Origin of the sequence: Marinobacter sp. JSM 1782161, assembly GCF_011421605.1 — a bacterium.
Lineage (GTDB): Bacteria > Pseudomonadota > Gammaproteobacteria > Pseudomonadales > Oleiphilaceae > Marinobacter_A > Marinobacter_A bohaiensis.
This window is the reverse complement of record NZ_WSSA01000003.1, coordinates 176844-192425: the sequence shown is the minus strand read 5'-3', so window position 1 is coordinate 192425 and position 15582 is coordinate 176844. Positions and strand designations below refer to the sequence as shown.

At 58.2% G+C, this 15582-nt stretch carries 18 protein-coding genes; 17 read left to right on the top strand and 1 reads right to left on the bottom strand.

The annotated features are described in order from the left end of the window. The 17 genes from GQB00_RS21730 to GQB00_RS13525 all read left to right on the top strand — a co-directional run bounded on the left by GQB00_RS21730 (window position 1) and on the right by GQB00_RS13525 (window position 14775). Window positions 1-573, top strand: coding sequence for a hypothetical protein (locus GQB00_RS21730; RefSeq protein ID WP_207950789.1), 573 nt, complete (start codon window positions 1-3; stop codon window positions 571-573). A 1-nt stretch (window position 574) separates the two neighbouring features. Continuing rightward, on the top strand, window positions 575-1114 hold the full coding sequence (locus GQB00_RS13600) for a hypothetical protein (RefSeq protein WP_165856737.1): 540 nt from the start codon (window positions 575-577) through the stop codon (window positions 1112-1114). Beyond that, complete coding sequence (locus GQB00_RS13595) at window positions 1114-1734, top strand: hypothetical protein (RefSeq protein WP_165856736.1); 621 nt, start codon at window positions 1114-1116, stop codon at window positions 1732-1734. Before GQB00_RS13600 ends, GQB00_RS13595 begins: the two co-directional genes overlap by 1 nt. Beyond that, the gene (locus GQB00_RS13590) at window positions 1707-2198 is read left to right on the top strand and encodes an HK97-gp10 family putative phage morphogenesis protein (RefSeq protein WP_165856735.1); all 492 of its coding nucleotides are present in this window, start codon (window positions 1707-1709) and stop codon (window positions 2196-2198) included. Before GQB00_RS13595 ends, GQB00_RS13590 begins: the two co-directional genes overlap by 28 nt. After that, entirely contained in the window at window positions 2195-2560 is a 366-nt protein-coding gene (locus GQB00_RS13585; protein WP_165856734.1) for a DUF3168 domain-containing protein, read from the top strand. The genes GQB00_RS13590 and GQB00_RS13585 overlap by 4 nt, the downstream gene beginning before the upstream one ends. A gap of 7 nt (window positions 2561-2567) precedes the next feature. After that, window positions 2568-2786: a hypothetical protein gene (locus tag GQB00_RS13580; protein ID WP_165856733.1), complete on the top strand. Its 219-nt coding sequence runs from the start codon at window positions 2568-2570 to the stop codon at window positions 2784-2786. Between the two features lie 137 nt (window positions 2787-2923). Further along, window positions 2924-3436 carry a phage tail tube protein gene (locus GQB00_RS13575; RefSeq protein ID WP_165856732.1) on the top strand — a complete coding sequence of 171 codons (513 nt, stop codon included), beginning with the start codon at window positions 2924-2926 and terminating at the stop codon, window positions 3434-3436. Next, on the top strand, window positions 3433-3783 hold the full coding sequence (locus tag GQB00_RS13570) for a phage tail assembly chaperone family protein, TAC (protein ID WP_165856731.1): 351 nt from the start codon (window positions 3433-3435) through the stop codon (window positions 3781-3783). Before GQB00_RS13575 ends, GQB00_RS13570 begins: the two co-directional genes overlap by 4 nt. Window positions 3784-4120: 337 nt before the next feature. Then, window positions 4121-4426, top strand: coding sequence for an outer membrane protein assembly factor BamE domain-containing protein (gene bamE / locus GQB00_RS13565; protein ID WP_165856730.1), 306 nt, complete (start codon window positions 4121-4123; stop codon window positions 4424-4426). Window positions 4427-4745: 319 nt separating this feature from the next. After that, window positions 4746-5549, top strand: coding sequence for a Rha family transcriptional regulator (locus tag GQB00_RS13560; protein ID WP_165856729.1), 804 nt, complete (start codon window positions 4746-4748; stop codon window positions 5547-5549). Between the two features lie 324 nt (window positions 5550-5873). Beyond that, on the top strand, window positions 5874-8504 hold the full coding sequence (locus GQB00_RS13555; RefSeq protein WP_165856728.1) for a hypothetical protein: 2631 nt from the start codon (window positions 5874-5876) through the stop codon (window positions 8502-8504). A gap of 1 nt (window position 8505) precedes the next feature. After that, complete coding sequence (locus GQB00_RS13550) at window positions 8506-9663, top strand: hypothetical protein (protein WP_165856727.1); 1158 nt, start codon at window positions 8506-8508, stop codon at window positions 9661-9663. Beyond that, entirely contained in the window at window positions 9660-10487 is an 828-nt protein-coding gene (locus GQB00_RS13545) for a phage BR0599 family protein (protein ID WP_165856726.1), read from the top strand. The genes GQB00_RS13550 and GQB00_RS13545 overlap by 4 nt, the downstream gene beginning before the upstream one ends. A gap of 9 nt (window positions 10488-10496) precedes the next feature. Next, entirely contained in the window at window positions 10497-10730 is a 234-nt protein-coding gene (locus GQB00_RS13540) for a hypothetical protein (RefSeq protein ID WP_165856725.1), read from the top strand. Beyond that, window positions 10727-10924 (top strand): hypothetical protein, encoded by a 198-nt coding sequence (locus GQB00_RS13535; RefSeq protein ID WP_207950788.1) that lies wholly within the window; start codon window positions 10727-10729, stop codon window positions 10922-10924. Before GQB00_RS13540 ends, GQB00_RS13535 begins: the two co-directional genes overlap by 4 nt. Next, window positions 10908-13766, top strand: a complete 2859-nt coding sequence (locus GQB00_RS13530) for a phage tail protein (protein ID WP_165856724.1) — start codon at window positions 10908-10910, stop codon at window positions 13764-13766. Before GQB00_RS13535 ends, GQB00_RS13530 begins: the two co-directional genes overlap by 17 nt. A gap of 7 nt (window positions 13767-13773) precedes the next feature. Then, window positions 13774-14775, top strand: a complete 1002-nt coding sequence (locus GQB00_RS13525) for a LamG domain-containing protein (protein WP_165856723.1) — start codon at window positions 13774-13776, stop codon at window positions 14773-14775. Between the two features lie 280 nt (window positions 14776-15055). On the opposite strand, the gene GQB00_RS13520 is transcribed toward GQB00_RS13525, so the two are convergent. Continuing rightward, entirely contained in the window at window positions 15056-15514 is a 459-nt protein-coding gene (locus GQB00_RS13520; protein WP_165856722.1) for a phage protein NinX family protein, read from the bottom strand. Window positions 15515-15582 lie beyond the last annotated feature (68 nt).

Here is a 15582-nt window from a genome sequence, read left to right as displayed (position 1 = left end):
ATGGCCTCCGGCCCCTCTCTGAATGCGGCCGACGCCGAGCGGGTAAAGCGCTGGCGGACCGCCGGCGACGACCGGCGTGTCATCGTCACCAACACCACCTTCAAGATGGCGCCCTGGGCGGACGTTCTCTACGCCATGGATTCGGCCTGGTGGCGCAAATACCACTGCGAGGCCGCGCAGGCCTTCAAGGGCGACAAGTTCACCGTCGCGCGCGGTTCCGCCCCGGGAGCGGTGAAGTTGGACTTCCAGCACGGCCAGAACTCCGGGGCCGGGGCCATGGCCCTGGCTGAGCACTTCGGCGCCCGCCAGATCATCCTGCTGGGCTACGACTGCCAGTACACCGGCGGCCGGCGCCACTGGCACGGCGATCACCCGCGCGGCCTGGGCAATTGCGTCAGCCTGCCCAAGTTCAACGGCCATTTCGAGAAGATGGCCCGGCAGCTGCGCCACTGCCACATCATCAACTGCAGCCGGGAAACGGCGCTGAAGTTCTGGCCTCGGCTCGATCTTGAGGAAGCGCTGCAGTTGGTCTCCGAACCTGATTTCATTCCGGCACGCGCGGGGAGGCGCTGACATGCGGCCATTGTTCATCACCGGTGCGTCCCGGTCCGGCACCAGCATGACCGCCGGCCTGTTCGCCCAGCACGGCCTGTGGTTCGGCCCCTGCATGAAAGCCAGCCGGATCAACCCCAAGGGCTTCTTCGAAACGCAGTTCATCAAGCAGAAGGGCGCCGGGTACCACACGCCGCGGGATGCCTCGGGCTGGGAGCAATGGCTGGCGGATCACGGAAGCCCTGAGCAGTGGGCGGTGAAGGCCGGGCCCGAGTGGTGGCCGCTGTTCAGCCAGTTCGACCCGGTGGTGGTTTGTTGCTACCGGGACCGACAGAAGATCATCGAGAGCCGGGAGCGGGCCAACTTCTCAATGCGCCCGCAGGCCGTGGACGTCGCCTGGCGCCGGATGGCGGAGATCCCCAGCGCCATTGAGGTCTGGCCGGATGAGTTCGTGGCCGGCGACTTCCGCCGGGTGATCCCGGCCTTCGAAGCGCTCGGCGTTCAGTTCGACAACAACGTGGCCCGCAGTTGGGTCGACCCGGGACTCTGGAACAAGGGCTGATGGTCACACGAATCTGCGTACTCCGTTCCGGCGGCGAGTACACGCCGGCGCATGTCCAGTGGCTGGCCCGGCAGGTGCCCGGCCTGAAATGCCTGAGCGATGTGGCGGTGCCCGGGGTGGAGACGATCCCGCTGCACCACCCCTGGCCGAAGTGGTGGGCCAAGCTCGCGCTGTTTGAGCCCGGGGCCATCCCGGGGGATCTGCTGTACATCGACCTGGACACCGTGGTCATCGGTGACCTGTCCGAGTTCGAGGCTGTGGGCCAGACCACCATGCTGAGCGACTTCTACTGGCCAGACCGGCCGGCCAGCGGCCTGATGTACATCGCCGAGGCGGACAAAGCCGCGGTGTGGGATCGATGGCTGGCGGACCCGGCCGGGCACATGGCCCGGAAGCGGGGAAGGGGCGGCATCGGTGACCAGGGGTTCCTGGGCGAGGTCCTGAGCCCGGCCCGGTGGCAGGATCTGCTGCCTGATCGGGTGGTCAGCTACAAGGTGCACTGCCGGCGGCGAGTGCCGCCCCGCGCCGATATCGTCTGTTTTCATGGGAAGCCCCGGCCATGGGGCGTAGATCTACCGTGGGTACCGAAGCTATGGCAGACGGCGTTGAATTCAGCCTGATCGGCCTCGACAGCCTGCAATCCAAGCTGGACGCCGCCACCTACGACATGAAGCGCCGGGGCGGCCGGTTCGCGCTGCGAAAGGCTGCCCAGGTCCTGAAGCGCCAGGTACAGCAGAACGCCAAGCGCCTGGATGATCCTCAGAGCGCTGCGGACATCTCCGAGAACGTGGCCGAGCGCTGGTCCGGCCGAACCTTCAAGCGAACCGGTAACCTGGCATTCCGGGTAGGGATCATGGGCGGCGCCGGCGGCAGCAAGAGCGCATCCGCGTTGTCCACCCTTCCGGGAGGCGACACCCGCCACTGGCGCCACCTGGAGTTCGGGACGGAGCGGGCGCGGGCACAGCCGTTCATGCGACCCGCCATGGACCAAGCGGCCGGCGCCATCATCAACGAATTCGCCGATCAGTATGAGAAGGCCCTGGTCCGGGCGATCCGGCGGGCGAACAGGAAGGCATCCGGATGACACCTCCCATTTTCCAAGTCTGCGCCGCCAATGCCGCAGTAACAGCGCTGCTCGGCACCGGCCCAACCCGGCTGTTCCCGTTCGGCGAGGCCTCGCAGGACGTCGCGTTGCCCTATGCCGTGTGGCAGATCGTCGGCGGTCAGCCTGAAAACTTCCTCGGCCAGGCCCCGGACATCGACAGCGTCATGCTGCAGGTGGACGTCTACGCCGATGACGTGGCCGGTGCCCGGGAAGTGGCCCGCGCGCTGCGTGATGCGATCCAAGGCCATGCCCACATCGTCGCCTGGCGGGGGGAGAGCCGGGACGACGACACGAACCATTACCGCTACTCGTTCGATATCGAGTGGTGGGTACAGAGATAGCCCTGCGATGAAGACGATTTATGTGCTAAAGGAGTCGTTGCCCGACTGGGGGCAGTACGAGCTGATCGGGTGGTCAGATGATGAAGAGTGGCTTGAGCGTGAAGCCGAACGCCTTGAGTGGAAGCATTATCATGCAAAGCGAAAGAGCCAAAATAACGCAATCATCTACAGCCCTGATCAAACAGGTTTCAGAAGATATGTCGTAGAGCCTTTGCAAAAGCTCTAGTCAAAGAATCCGGTTTTAAGCCCGCCGCGTGCGGGCTTTTTTGTGCCCTGGACTCGTCGCGATGACGCTCCGATAGGGCACACCTTTATCCCCAATCCCGCCGTGAGGCGGCACGTTCCCATCGAGAGGACTGAGCAATGAGCAAGCTGACACAGGGCACCCAAGTGTTCTTCCTGAATCCGGATGCCGCGTCGGTCGGCGTGGTCCGGGTCGAGTGCGCCACCAGTTTCAACCCTGGCGGCAACCCGGCGGATCAGGTGGAGGACACCTGTCTGGAGGACAGCGACCGCAGCTACAAGGCGGGTCTCCGTACGCCCGGCCAGGCCACTCTGGGCCTGAATGCCGACCCCGAAAACGCCAGCCACGTCACGCTCCATGACCTGGCCAACGCCAACCCCAGTCCGGTCCTCAAATGGGCCATTGGTTGGTCCGACGGCCCGAAGGATGCCGACGGCGCGCCGGATCCTTCCGGTTACCCGGGCGTGTCCAGCGACGACGACTTCGATCTGCCGGACAACCGCACCTGGTTCGTTTTCGAGGGCTACATGTCGGACTTCCCGTTCGATTTCCAGCAAAACGCAGTCGTCGCCACGTCGGCCACTATCCAGCGTTCCGGCGGCTCCCAGTGGATTCCCAAGGTAACTACATGAACCTGAGCATCGATTCACTCACTGAAATGGGCGCCTTCACCGGCGCCCCGGTCGAGAAAGAGATCACCTGGAAGCAGGGCGGCCAAGAGCATGCTCTGACCGTCTATGTCCGCCGACTCTCCTATAGGTCGGCCATGTCGGATCTAAAAGCGGTGAATAAAAAAGGCGATATCACGGCCGGGCGCATCGCCAGTTGCATCTGCGATGAGCACGGCAATGATGTTCTCACCCCTGAGGACATTACTGGTGACGCCGACCCGAACCGCGGTCCGCTTGATGGAAACCTAACCATGGCGTTGCTTACAGCCATTGGAGAGGTTAACGGCGAGGGAAAGACGGAGAGCTGACCGAAGAGGACGAGGTTTGGCACGAACTCGTTCTCAACGGGATAGGCGGCCATACCATCGCCCAAGCCCAGGATCGGATCAGCTATCCGGAGTTCCTTGCTTGGCTGAAGTACCGGCGCAAGCGCGGGACTCTTAATCTGGGCATGCGAATCGAACGCGGAACCGCTTTGCTTGCCACGATTTACTCAAATCGAAACCGCAAGAAGGGAGCTGAGCCGTTCAGGATATTCGATTTCATGGATCATCAGGATGAGCCGCCCATCTCACTGGACGAGGCCATGGAAAAGTGGGTATAGCGTTGCTACATTCAGGCCTTCCAACAACAGAAGGAGCTGACATGAAGATCGCGTTCTCATTGGTATTCTCGCTGCTATTTTTGGTTGGCTGCGCATCGTCAGGAGCAAAGATCGAGCGCTCTGAGGTCGATAAAATAACCCCTGGTGTGACGACATATTCCGAAATGGAGTCAATGTTTGGAAACCCTATTTCACAGGGCTATAACCAGAACGGCATGCTTACCGCAACTTGGATGCACATTTTCGTCGGTCCATTCGGCGCGGGAATGGAACAGCAGGTTTTAGCTGTCGTTTTTAACGAAGACAAAACGGTGAGGCAATACAATCTGTCTGATACGGACAGGTAATCTTAGCGACTCACAGAAGGCCCAGATCCTAAAGATTTCTTGCCCGTAAAAATCGGGGTAGAAGCGCCAACGGATTGTTGTATCTTGCTAACCGCCAACTGTCGGTACATAATCCGCCTTGCGGAGCCTCAAAACTCCTCACGTAGCGGTACACTGCCCCCGACAGCTGGCGGTTTTTTTGCGCCCATAGTGCGTCTGATTCCTCCGGTTTATGTCGGGAGGGGATGGAAATAAAAAACCCTTCGGGGAAATACCGTCCGCCCTCTACGTGGGGTTTTGAGCCTCCCGACACCTCTCAAAAAACACGTAGGACGGAATCATGACAATCGCACTCACTTCAAACGACCTTATCGTCGTTCATCATAATCAGCCACTTACCACATCCGTAAAGGTTGCCGAGGTATTTGGAAGGCGCCACGCGTATGTTCTAGAGAAAATACAAGGACTTGATTGTTCTGAAAATTTTTCATCAGCCAATTTTTCGGTTCATGATCAAGAAATAGCCATTGGGAAGGGGGCCAAACGAAAATCCAAAGTTTACGAGATGACCAAGGACGGCTTCATGTTCCTGGTGATGGGCTTCACTGGGAAAAAGGCCGCCCAGATCAAAGAGGCCTACATCAACGCCTTCAATGAAATGGCGGAGAAGATTTACGGCACACCAACCGCTCGCCTGACTCCGCCCCAGCAACGGCATGTTCAGAAACGAGTGAGCGAGTTGGCTCATGTTCCTGGCAATAGCTACCGTACAGTCTACGGGTCCATCAAGGACCAGTTTCAGGTCGGCACATACAAAGACGTGCCGGCAGATCGCTATCAAGAACTTTGCGAGTTCCTGCATTGCGAGCCTATCGAGGGCGAGCTAATCCAAGCTGAAACCTCGTCTCAAGGTGTTGAGTTGGATAGCTCTGCGGGGACTCGCCTTTACGTGCTCATGATCCATTACGAGCGGGCCTGCCAGGAACTGCAAAGTTTGTATGCAGCGGCGAGGGCGCTGGATTCCAAGCCGTTACTTCGCGTCTGGGACCACCTAAATGAAGCGCGGCCGGCCCACAAAGATCTGCGACGCACTATCGGCTCGAGGCTTGAATCGAATTACTTGCAACGAGTGGGGGCGCGATAACGGTGCCGCCACTTTGCAGCCCGAAATGAACCCGAGAACCCGGCCACGGCCGGGTTTTTTTATACCCGGAAAAAATCAAAACCCCGGTGAGTGGCAGCTCCCCGGGGTTTTTAGTATCCACCCCTTGGGACAATCAAGGAGCGAATCATTCGTGAATTATAACGGTAGAGGTCCGCGAACGCGACTTCGTATTGGAGGAAGCATGACACCAAAAGGTGCTGACCGGGCCGGACTGATGCTTTCAGTAGCCGCCCTTATTGCTGCGTCTGGATTATTCGTAGGCGCGCTTCTTTTTGGTATTGCTCGGCTAGTTTAGGAGACGTCATGGCAAACAGGAGCTTAGGGGTACTTACGCTCGATCTGGTCGCTAAGATTGGTGGGTTCACGGAGCCTCTGGACAAAGCTGCCAGGCAAGCCAAAAAGGACATGAGCCAAGTCCGGGATGATGTCGCCAAGACATCAAAGGCTTTTGCGGGAATCAGCGCCGCGGCAACGGCTGCCGCTGGCGGGGTTGTTGCATTCACCTCTAACGCTGCTCAGAACGCGCGCGAGATAAAGAACCTATCCACCTTGGCTAACACCTCGACCGAGGAGTTTCAGAAGCTTTCCTATGCAGCGCTTTCAGTTGGCGTGGAGCAGGATAAGCTGGCGGACATTCTAAAGGACGTAAACGACCGGGTTGGTGATTTTATCAGCACCGGCGGCGGCGAGATGGCCGATTTCTTCGAGAACATCGCGCCCAAAGTAGGGGTGACCGCTGATCAGTTCGCTCGCCTGTCCGGGCCGCAAGCCCTGGGCCTGTACATCGAATCTTTGCAGGAAGCCGGGCTGTCCCAGCAGGAAATGACATTCTACATGGAGGCCGTGGCCGATGATGCAACACGGCTGATTCCACTTCTCCAGAATGGTGGGCGTCGATTTGCCGAAATTTCGGACGAGGCGGACAAGCTCGGCATTGTGCTGTCCGATATCGAAATTCAGCGCCTCGAAGATTTTGCCGGCGAGTTTGACCAGCTGACTGAAGTTGCGAAATCCATGGGCGACATTCTCGCCGCCGAATTAGCCCCTCACCTGCAAGATCTCACCGATACCCTTATTGAGTCGACCGAAGGCGCTGGCGGGCTGCGCGATGTTCTTTCCGATCCGGCATTCGACCAGGCGATTTCCGCGGTAATCGATGGCCTTTCTTATATCGACGAGGCTGCATTGGTTGCCGCCGCGTCCATTGGTGGACGACTCATCACACCAGTAGCGACTTTAACGGCATCGTTCGCTGCTGGAAGTGTTGAAAACTTGCGGTATCAATCTTCTCTTGCTCGGATGGCCGGGGTTAGCAAGACGGCAGCCGTTTCCACGGCAGCGCTGTCTGCGGCCACGAAAGGCTTGAGCGCGTCTATGGCTCTTCTTGGCGGCCCTGCAGGTATTGCGATACTGGCTGCCGGCGCGATCTATGAATTCAGAGATGAGTTATTCACCACCTCTCGGGCTGCAACGGAGTTGGAGAAAGATATTGATGCCTCGACACGGGCTCTCACGGATTTCACCAAGGCTGAGCTGGAGAGCAAGCGAACCGATGTTGCGAATCAACTGGTGGAAAGGCGTACAGAGGCATACAAGCTTCGAAAGGAGCTTGAAAAACTTGAGGAAACAGAGCGCCTACAGAACATAACCAACCAGGGGCGGCCAGGTGGATCGACATCACAAGCCTCGGTTATGCGCGCCAGGCTCGAGCAGTTGGAGTCGGAAGGGGACGCCCTCTCAGACTATTTCGATGCTCTCGGTGACCGGCAAGACGAGTTGGACCGACTGTCCAAGAGTAAAGAAAATCTAAAGAATCGGCAGACTTTGGAGGCAATCAACAAAGAGATTTCCGCTCTTCAGCTTCAAGCGGACACGCTGGGTCTGACTGAGGATGAAGCGAAGTTATACCGTCTCGAATTGGAAGGGGCCACGCCGGCGCAGCTAGAACACGCCGCCGCTATTCTAAAAACCATCTCCGCATATGAAGATCAGGTGGAAGCCCAGAAAGAGGCCGCTGAAGAGCAAGCCAGAATCAATGACCAAGCGACCCAAATAGAAGAATCACTTCGTTCTCAGGAGGAGGCTATCCGGGACTCGTATGAGCGGCGGCGCGAGATCATTCTGGATAGCACTAACAAAACTGAGCAGGAGAAAGCAGATCTTCTCAAGAAACTTGAGGCAGAGAAGAACCAGGAAATTAATGAGCTTAATGCCAGTTTCTGGGAAAACTATTTGGCGGCCGCGGACAGGAGCCTTAACGATTTCGACGAGCTGGCCGGCGATGTATTGGAAAGCCTAACGTCCCGTTTCGGCGATGCTTTCGAGTCCATGGTATTCGATGCGGAGTCTCTGGGCGATGCGGTATATGGAATTGCTGAGGAAATTTCAAGGTCGCTGGTTAATGCGCTAGGCCAAGTTGCGGCTCAGTGGTTGGTGAACGAGTCCATCCGTACAGCGATCAGCGAGAGTGGCCAGGCTGCTGCCGTAGCAAGTGCTGCAGCTACAGGAGCCAGTATCGCGTCTGCCTATGCTCCTGCTGCTGCTGCGGTTTCTCTAGCCAGCTTCGGCGCCAATTCAGCCCCGGCCATCGCCGGCATGACGGGGGCGTATGCTCTTTCCGAAACTCTCGCACTTACGGGTATGGCGCACGAGGGCATTGAATCAATACCTAAAACTGGGACGTGGCTGCTTGAGGAAGGTGAACGTGTCACTCCCGCAAAAACCAGTGCCAAGCTGGACGACACTTTGGAGCGTGTCCAGCAGGGGATGCAAACCAATGACGGCGCCAACGGTGGCGGCGTTCGGCTTCGCATCCTCAACACCACTGATCCGGACGAGATCCGGGAGTTCATGGGGTCATCTGCCGGTGAGCAGGAGATCATGAACGTGGTTAAGCGCAATCAGCGCACCATCAAGACCCTGTCGAATCGATAGCATGCAGATCTGGCCTTTCAAACCCCGTGACGAGGTTGCCGAGACCCTGCGCTGGAACACCGATGTCTTCCGCGCCAAGGCTGGGGAACAGCGTATCGCGCTGCGCACCGCGCCGCGGCGCGAGTTCAGCCTGGATCACCTGATGAACGATCAGGAGTACGCGGCGGCCCGGGCGATGATGCGCGAGGCGGAATCTTTCCTGGTACCGGACTGGCCTCAGAGCACAAGGCCCGCGGCCATTTCCGCCGGCACCTCGGTGGTTATTGCCATGGATACCACCACCATCGACCTGCTGGCGGACGACCAGGTCATGATCTGGCAGGGCGTTTACCAGTTCGAGTCGGCTACGGTGACGTCGCTCACCGACACCGAGATCACAGTCGATCAGGTCGATGGAAACTACGGCCAGCCCCGGGTTGTTCCGCTGCGCGCCGCTCTGTGTCCAGAGGGCTTGTCGGCGGAGCGCCAGGCTGGCGGAATTATCCGTGCCTCGGTGGACATGAATGTCTACGAGAACCGCGACCTGGCAGACACCGCCTTCGATCAGTACCGCGGTCATGACGTGCTGCCGACGTGCCCGGTGATTGCTTCCGGCAGCTTCTCGGAAAGCACGGCCTGGCCATTGTCGGATTTTGATAACGACGTCGGCATCCCCCGGTACATCCGGCAGCGGGTGAGTCCCGACAACGCTTTCCGCATGCGTTGGCATGAGTTCACCCGGCCGGGCGCCTGGGCCCTTCGCCAGTGGCTCCACAGTCGCCGGGGCCGGCAGAAGGTTTTCTGGATGTCGAGCTGGGGCAAGGACCTGGAACTGGCGGCGGACATCGGCAGTCTGGATACCACGGTGCGCGTCTATGCGTTGCCGGGAATCACCGGCGTCGGCAGATCCTCTGCGTTCGATATCGAGATCAAAGCCACCGGCGGAACCCGGTACTACCGGCAGGTCTCTGGCCTGGCCGTCGGCCCGACCATTAACGGCCGCGCCACCCTGGACCTGACCATTGATTCCGCCCTGGGCACGAATCAGCTCCTGGTAGACACCGACCGAATCAGCTTCCTTCGCTGTGCCCGATTTAACTCCGACACGTTCGAGATGAATCACCAGGCCGCCGCCGGCGTGACCCTGTCCGTTCCCTGCATCGAAGTCGAGATACCGTGACCTATACCGCCCAAGACCAATCCGTGCAGGACGGTGACCCGTTCCTGCTGTTCCTTTTCGTCCGCGGCACCCAGCAGTGGCGATACACCTACGTCGACCGGGAGGTCACGGCGATGGGCGAGACATGGGCGCCGGCCGCGATCACCCCAGGCAACGTGGAGCAGACCGAGGACATCAATAAGGGGACGCTGACGCTGGAGTTTCCCCGGGATAACGAGTTCGCCGCCACGTTTCTCGGCTACTCCCCGGAACAGGTCACGTCGGTGACCATCTTCCGCGGTCACTTCGGTGACTCGGATGGCGAGTTCATAACCTGGTGGAAGGGGCGAGTTGCCGGTACCGAGCCTTCCGAAGACAGCGTGTCCATGGAGTGCGAGCCCCTGTCCGCATCCATGCGCCGGTCGGGGCTCACGGCCCGATACCAGAAGACGTGCCGGCATGCGCTGTACGGCCGAGGCTGCCGGCTCGACAAAGCGGACTGGGCAGTGCCCGCCACGCTGACCTCGCTTGCGGGCCTGACCGCGACGGTGCCCGAGGCTTCGGCATTTGCCGACGGGTATTTCGCTGGCGGCATGATCGAGACGGCCGAGGGCCTGCTTTACTTCGCTACGGCGCACGCCGGGTCGGCTCTCACCCTGATTCGCCCGTCCAAGGTATTGGCCAACGCGCTGGCGGATAGTAGCGGAGAGATAGCAATCACCATCTACCCGGGCTGTGACCACACCCGCGCCATCTGCCTGAACAAGTTCGACAACCTCAACAACTTCGGGGGCTTCCCCTGGATTCCCGGTAAAAACCCGTTCGGCGGTTCATCCATCGTATAGGACTTTGCTATGTGGCCTGTCATTGCACTGCTGGTCGTCTCTCTGGCGGCAACCTACTTCCTCGCGCCTGGCGCTGACTCCCAGGCATCTGCCTCTGGCCTGGACGACATCAGCGCACCCACGGCGGAAGAGGGAAAGGAAATCCCGGTTCTCTTCGGTACCCGCGACATCGAGAGCGCCAACGTCGTCTGGTATGGAGACCTCCGGACCGTAGCCATCAAGAAGAAGGGCGGTAAGAAGTGAGCGAGTTGACGGTGACCATGCGCGACATCCGCGCGGCCAAGATGTGCAGTCGCGGCACCCGGGCGTTCTTCCGGCGCCACGATATGGACTGGGACAAGTTCTTGCGCGAGGGCCTGCCGGCATCGGAGTTCGAGCGCACCGGGGACGCGATGGCCCTGCAGGTAGTGGAGGTAGCCCGTGGGCGGCAGCAGTAAGAAGACGACGGTCGGCTACAAGTATTACCTGGGTGTGCACATGATCCTGTGCTACGGCCCGATCGATTTGGTTCGCCGCATCCTGGTGGATGACAGGAAGGCCTGGGAGGGAGTTTCAACCGGCGGTCGAATCAGTGTCGACAAGCCTGAGCTTTTTGGTGGAGGTACGCGAGAGGGCGGTATCAGTGGCAATATCGATTTCGAGCAGGGAGCCTCCGACCAGCTGCCGAACGACTACCTGGAGTCGATCACCGGATATGACTTGCCCGGGTACCGTGGTGTTGTCGGCATGGTTCTGCGACAGTGTTATTTGGGGAACAACCCGTACCTCAAGAAGTGGGCTTTCAGGGCACAGCGGGTCCATACAAGACAGAACGGAATCGCCCAGTGGTATGACGAAAAGGCGCCCATCGGCGCGTTGACCGGCAACCATGCCATCTACATCGCGCTCGATACGTCGGACTCAATGAATGATGTGGTCAGCGGATCAACGACTCGTCTCGATAATGCCAAGACAGCCATAAACCGGCTCCTCGATTATCTTAATCAGTTTGTTTCCTATGCGTCGATCGACATCATGATCGTGGGCTGGGACGGTTCGAAGTCAACAATGCTTCGTCGCTCGGTTGACTCATCAGGCATTCAGCTTCTGAAAAACTTTGTGGATAGCCTGAATACCATTGTTGCGAAGACGGATTTTGAGCTCGGCGTAGAGAACGCCCCTGATTTTTTCGGTGGCGCGTCATCAACGGCGCGCCGAACAGTTCTGTTTCTAACGGACGGCGAGCCATACCGAGACGGAACTGAGGGGGAAGAGGCCGTTATCGCCCAGGATGGCGCCGACATATTGTTCTCAGTTGCCAACGTGAACGCCTTTGCGTTCAACATCGATCTCACCGATATCACGTACACCGAGTACATGGACAACACGCCGCAAGACGGCGTCCCTGTTCTTGACGGATCTGACCCGGATAGCCTTCTCGATTCGCTTCGCGGGATCATCTCTGGTCAGATTGATATGAATCCCGCCCACATAATCCGCGAGTGCCTGACCGACCCTGATTGGGGACTGGGGTACCAGGATGCCGACATCAACGATGCATCATTCATTACCGCGGCCGACGGGCTATACAACGAGTCGATGGGGATGAGTTTGATGTGGAGTCGGGAGTCCGAGATTCAGGACTTCATTTCCGAGGTTTTGCGCCACATTGATGGCAGCCTCTATGTTGACCGGAAGACCGGGACATTTCATCTAAAGCTGGTTCGCGACGACTATTCCGAATCGGATTTGTTGGTGCTCGACGAATCCTGTGTTACCCAGATAACCAACGCTTCCCGGCCAGCCATCGGTGAACTCACCAATTCGGTAACCGTCAATTTCTGGGATCATACGACTGGCGAAACCTCGAGCGTAACAGCTCAGGACCAAGCTCTGATTCAAATGCAGGGGGCGGTCGTATCCACCACCTTGGACTATGGCGGGTTCACTAACCAGGGCCTGGCGTCTCGAATTGCTCTCCGGGATCTGAAATCTCTGTCGTCCGACCTCCTGTCATGCGACATAGAAGCCACCAGAATTGCGGCTGACCTGAATATCGGTGAGCCGTTCATTCTGGATTGGCCAGACCTGGACATCGATTCTGTAATCATGCGGGTTCAGAGTATCCAGTTCGGGGATGGTCGAGATAACGCCGTCAGGATCACTGCGGTAGAGGATGTTTTCGCTACTCCCGACACCGCCATTGTGTCGCCGCCAGAGGATGATCTGTGGGTTGATCCTGCAGCTAATGAGCCTGAACCCGCCCAACCCCGCATCTTTGAAGAGCTTCCATACTATGAGTTGGTCGTTGACCAGGGCCAGGCTGCCGCGGATGCCTTGCTGGCGGAAAGTCCGGATGCCGGATTCACCCTGGCTGCTGCTGGACGGCAAAGCAACGAGATAAATGCGCTGCTGTTCACCGATTCCGGTGCGGGCTACCAAGAGCAGGACACTCTCGATTTCAGCCCGTTCGGATATATCGTCGATGACATCGGCCCGACCGACACGGCGTTCTCTCTCATTGACCATAAGGATCTCGATGAGGTGGAAGAGGGGAGTATCGCCAGTATTGGTGACGAGCTTGTGCGCGTTGATAGCGTTGAAAGCACCTCCTCAGGCTACGAGATCACCGTAGGTCGGGGAGTCCTCGACACGGTGCCAGCTTTACACTCTGGCGGATCGTCTCCAGAAGCTATGGTCTTCTGGGGGGATTTCTTTGGCTCCGACGAAATCGAATATGCTGCGTCTGAAAGTGTAGAAGCCAAGATGCTGACCGCCACTGGGGGTGCCTTGCTCTCCTCTTTGGACGCACCCATAGACTCAGTATCGATGGATTCCCGGGCGATCCGGCCGTATCCGCCCGGTGACTTCAGAATAGACGGGCTGAGCTATCCTGCGATTTACAGCCCGAACGGCGCTGTTGAACTGACCTGGACGCACCGGGATCGGACACAGCAAACCAGCGGTACGGTGTTTGATCACACGTTTGGCGATATTGGTCCGGAGGCCAACGTCACATACCGAGTAGAGGCCGACGCTGAGCTCACTGATGGCAGCATGGATGAGAGCTTCATATCGGAAGACGTCGGTTCAGTTTCTTCGTTCATTGCCCTGGATTCATCGACTCCCGCGCCGGCTGGTACTGTCAGGGTGACTTTCCGAATCTATGCAGTCCGCGATGGTTACGATTCCTGGCAACCAGCAACATGGACGATCGATCTGCTGGTTGCACCAACTCAGCTTATCGCCCAATACAAGCCGTTCACGGCGCCCACCAATTTGTCAGCCATTAATACTTGAGGCCACAATGGGAATCCGACTGACCTGGACCGACAACAATTTCGGCGAAGATGGACACCGAATTTATAGATCAACCTCGCCCATGGACGCGGAATCTCTCCCGGCCCCATACGATGAGATTGGGCCGAATGTCGAGCTATACGATGATGGCGGCGTTATGGAGGGCGAGACCTATTACTACCGGGTTTCGGCATACATTGGATCGTCGACGGAAGTGGTTAGCGAGGAAATTCAAATCACGGCCGGGGAGTTCTCTATAGCAGACCTGTTTGCCAATTCGGAAACCGGGGGCTGGTATGACCCGTCGGACTTGAGCACTCTATGGCAGGATGAAGCGGGAACCCTGGCCGTTTCCTCCGATGGGGATCCTGTAGCACGGGTGGACGACAAAAGTGGCAATGGTAATAACTTGACGATCTCCGAATCAGCTCGCCGACCGCTCTATAAAACGGACGGCACCTACCATTGGCTCCTTTTCGATGGCTCAAACGATCGAATGTCGTTTCCTGCTGGTACCATTCAAACAGGCAATGGCGCGCGCTCCACGTTTATGGCGCTTACTCCGTTGGACGCCCAGGGATCCACGGTCTATTACCTCGCTGTCGGTGACAGCAATATTTCGGATCGCCAGTCTTGGCGTATCCGACATGATAGTGGCAATGGCGCTGTCCGGCTGGAGATCCAGGGAAGCGCTGCTGTCGGGTCGACCGACTTTGTCGATGGTGACCCACATGTCATCGGCGCAGTGACCTCTGGGTCGACGCTCGATACCGCCGCTCTTTACCTCGACGGCGCTGAAGATCCCCAGAGCACCAGCGGTACAGCAACGCTAGAAACTTCGTCTGTCAGCCCATCTCTCGGGTCGAAAGAGCTGGACGGTTCGAGTTACGAGGGGTTTGCAAACTTCCGGTTCTATGGGTGGGTGCAGGTCAACCGCGCGCTTACTGCCACCGAGATATCTAACCTCAGCGGAGCGATGGCGGACCTGGCTGGAATCCCAATCTCATAGGCCGACGTTTTGGGGCAAAATTGGGGCAGAATCCCGCCCGCGCGCGTCCGTTCCAGTCCTGCCAGTATAACCGGAAGGCCCGTCATTCCGGGCCTGTCCGTCGGTGTCCGGCGGCGGTGTAGGGTTCGAATCCCTCGCTACACCCGTTCCAGATATACAGCATGCAAGTCGTTGATTGCGCTAGTCTGCGCCTATTGCGTTTATTGCGCTCGTATTTCCTGTCTACCCCTTTCTTATCAATGCCTTACGCTGTTACGCACCTACCTTGACATGGTAGGGGTCAGGCGGGCTGGTTAACCAGCTCGTCAGGGATCTCCACTTCATCGCCAAGCTTGGCAGCTACAACGGCCCGGCATACTGCGATTAGAGGAGTGGCGCCTTCCAGCTTGCGCGGCACCCTGCAGTCTTGTGTCCACGCTACAGCAAAATAATCTCCCCATTCCGGTCTGAAATGCTCTATGCACACCATCTCGTCAAAGATCAGCGGACCGCACTGGCTCCAGTTTGTGGAGGGGGAATATTCTTGAACGCCATTCCGGCGCATTCCTAGTTTCTCTGACAGACAGGAGCCGTTAGATAAATAGGCGCAAGGCTGCATCACCCCATCTATCATGGCGAAGCCTACAAAAATCCGACTTTCAGCTTTTGCCTTCCACTCCAAGCCATTACACGTCGGGTCAATCTGAGCCACCGCCCAATCCAGCGGCAACCCTACCAGTTCATTGGTTTTGACTAGCACTGCATTTCCCCCTGTGTCCCAATTTTTGTCCCAAACGTATCAATTCGACGACACGCTACGACACTAAA

Bases quoted from the DNA above. Each gene is read 5' to 3' on its own strand.
- GQB00_RS13570 (WP_165856731.1), top strand. From the start codon at position 3,433: ATGAACCTGAGCATCGATTCACTCACTGAAATGGGCGCCTTCACCGGC.
- GQB00_RS13550 (WP_165856727.1), top strand. From the start codon at position 8,506: ATGCAGATCTGGCCTTTCAAACCCCGTGACGAGGTTGCCGAGACCCTG.
- GQB00_RS13525 (WP_165856723.1), top strand. From the start codon at position 13,774: ATGGGAATCCGACTGACCTGGACCGACAACAATTTCGGCGAAGATGGA.
- GQB00_RS13555 (WP_165856728.1), top strand. From the start codon at position 5,874: ATGGCAAACAGGAGCTTAGGGGTACTTACGCTCGATCTGGTCGCTAAG.
- GQB00_RS13590 (WP_165856735.1), top strand. From the start codon at position 1,707: ATGGCAGACGGCGTTGAATTCAGCCTGATCGGCCTCGACAGCCTGCAA.
- GQB00_RS13600 (WP_165856737.1), top strand. From the start codon at position 575: ATGCGGCCATTGTTCATCACCGGTGCGTCCCGGTCCGGCACCAGCATG.
- GQB00_RS21730 (WP_207950789.1), top strand. From the start codon at position 1: ATGGCCTCCGGCCCCTCTCTGAATGCGGCCGACGCCGAGCGGGTAAAG.
- GQB00_RS13595 (WP_165856736.1), top strand. From the start codon at position 1,114: ATGGTCACACGAATCTGCGTACTCCGTTCCGGCGGCGAGTACACGCCG.
- GQB00_RS13585 (WP_165856734.1), top strand. From the start codon at position 2,195: ATGACACCTCCCATTTTCCAAGTCTGCGCCGCCAATGCCGCAGTAACA.
- GQB00_RS13560 (WP_165856729.1), top strand. From the start codon at position 4,746: ATGACAATCGCACTCACTTCAAACGACCTTATCGTCGTTCATCATAAT.
- bamE (WP_165856730.1), top strand. From the start codon at position 4,121: ATGAAGATCGCGTTCTCATTGGTATTCTCGCTGCTATTTTTGGTTGGC.
- GQB00_RS13580 (WP_165856733.1), top strand. From the start codon at position 2,568: ATGAAGACGATTTATGTGCTAAAGGAGTCGTTGCCCGACTGGGGGCAG.
- GQB00_RS13540 (WP_165856725.1), top strand. From the start codon at position 10,497: ATGTGGCCTGTCATTGCACTGCTGGTCGTCTCTCTGGCGGCAACCTAC.
- GQB00_RS13575 (WP_165856732.1), top strand. From the start codon at position 2,924: ATGAGCAAGCTGACACAGGGCACCCAAGTGTTCTTCCTGAATCCGGAT.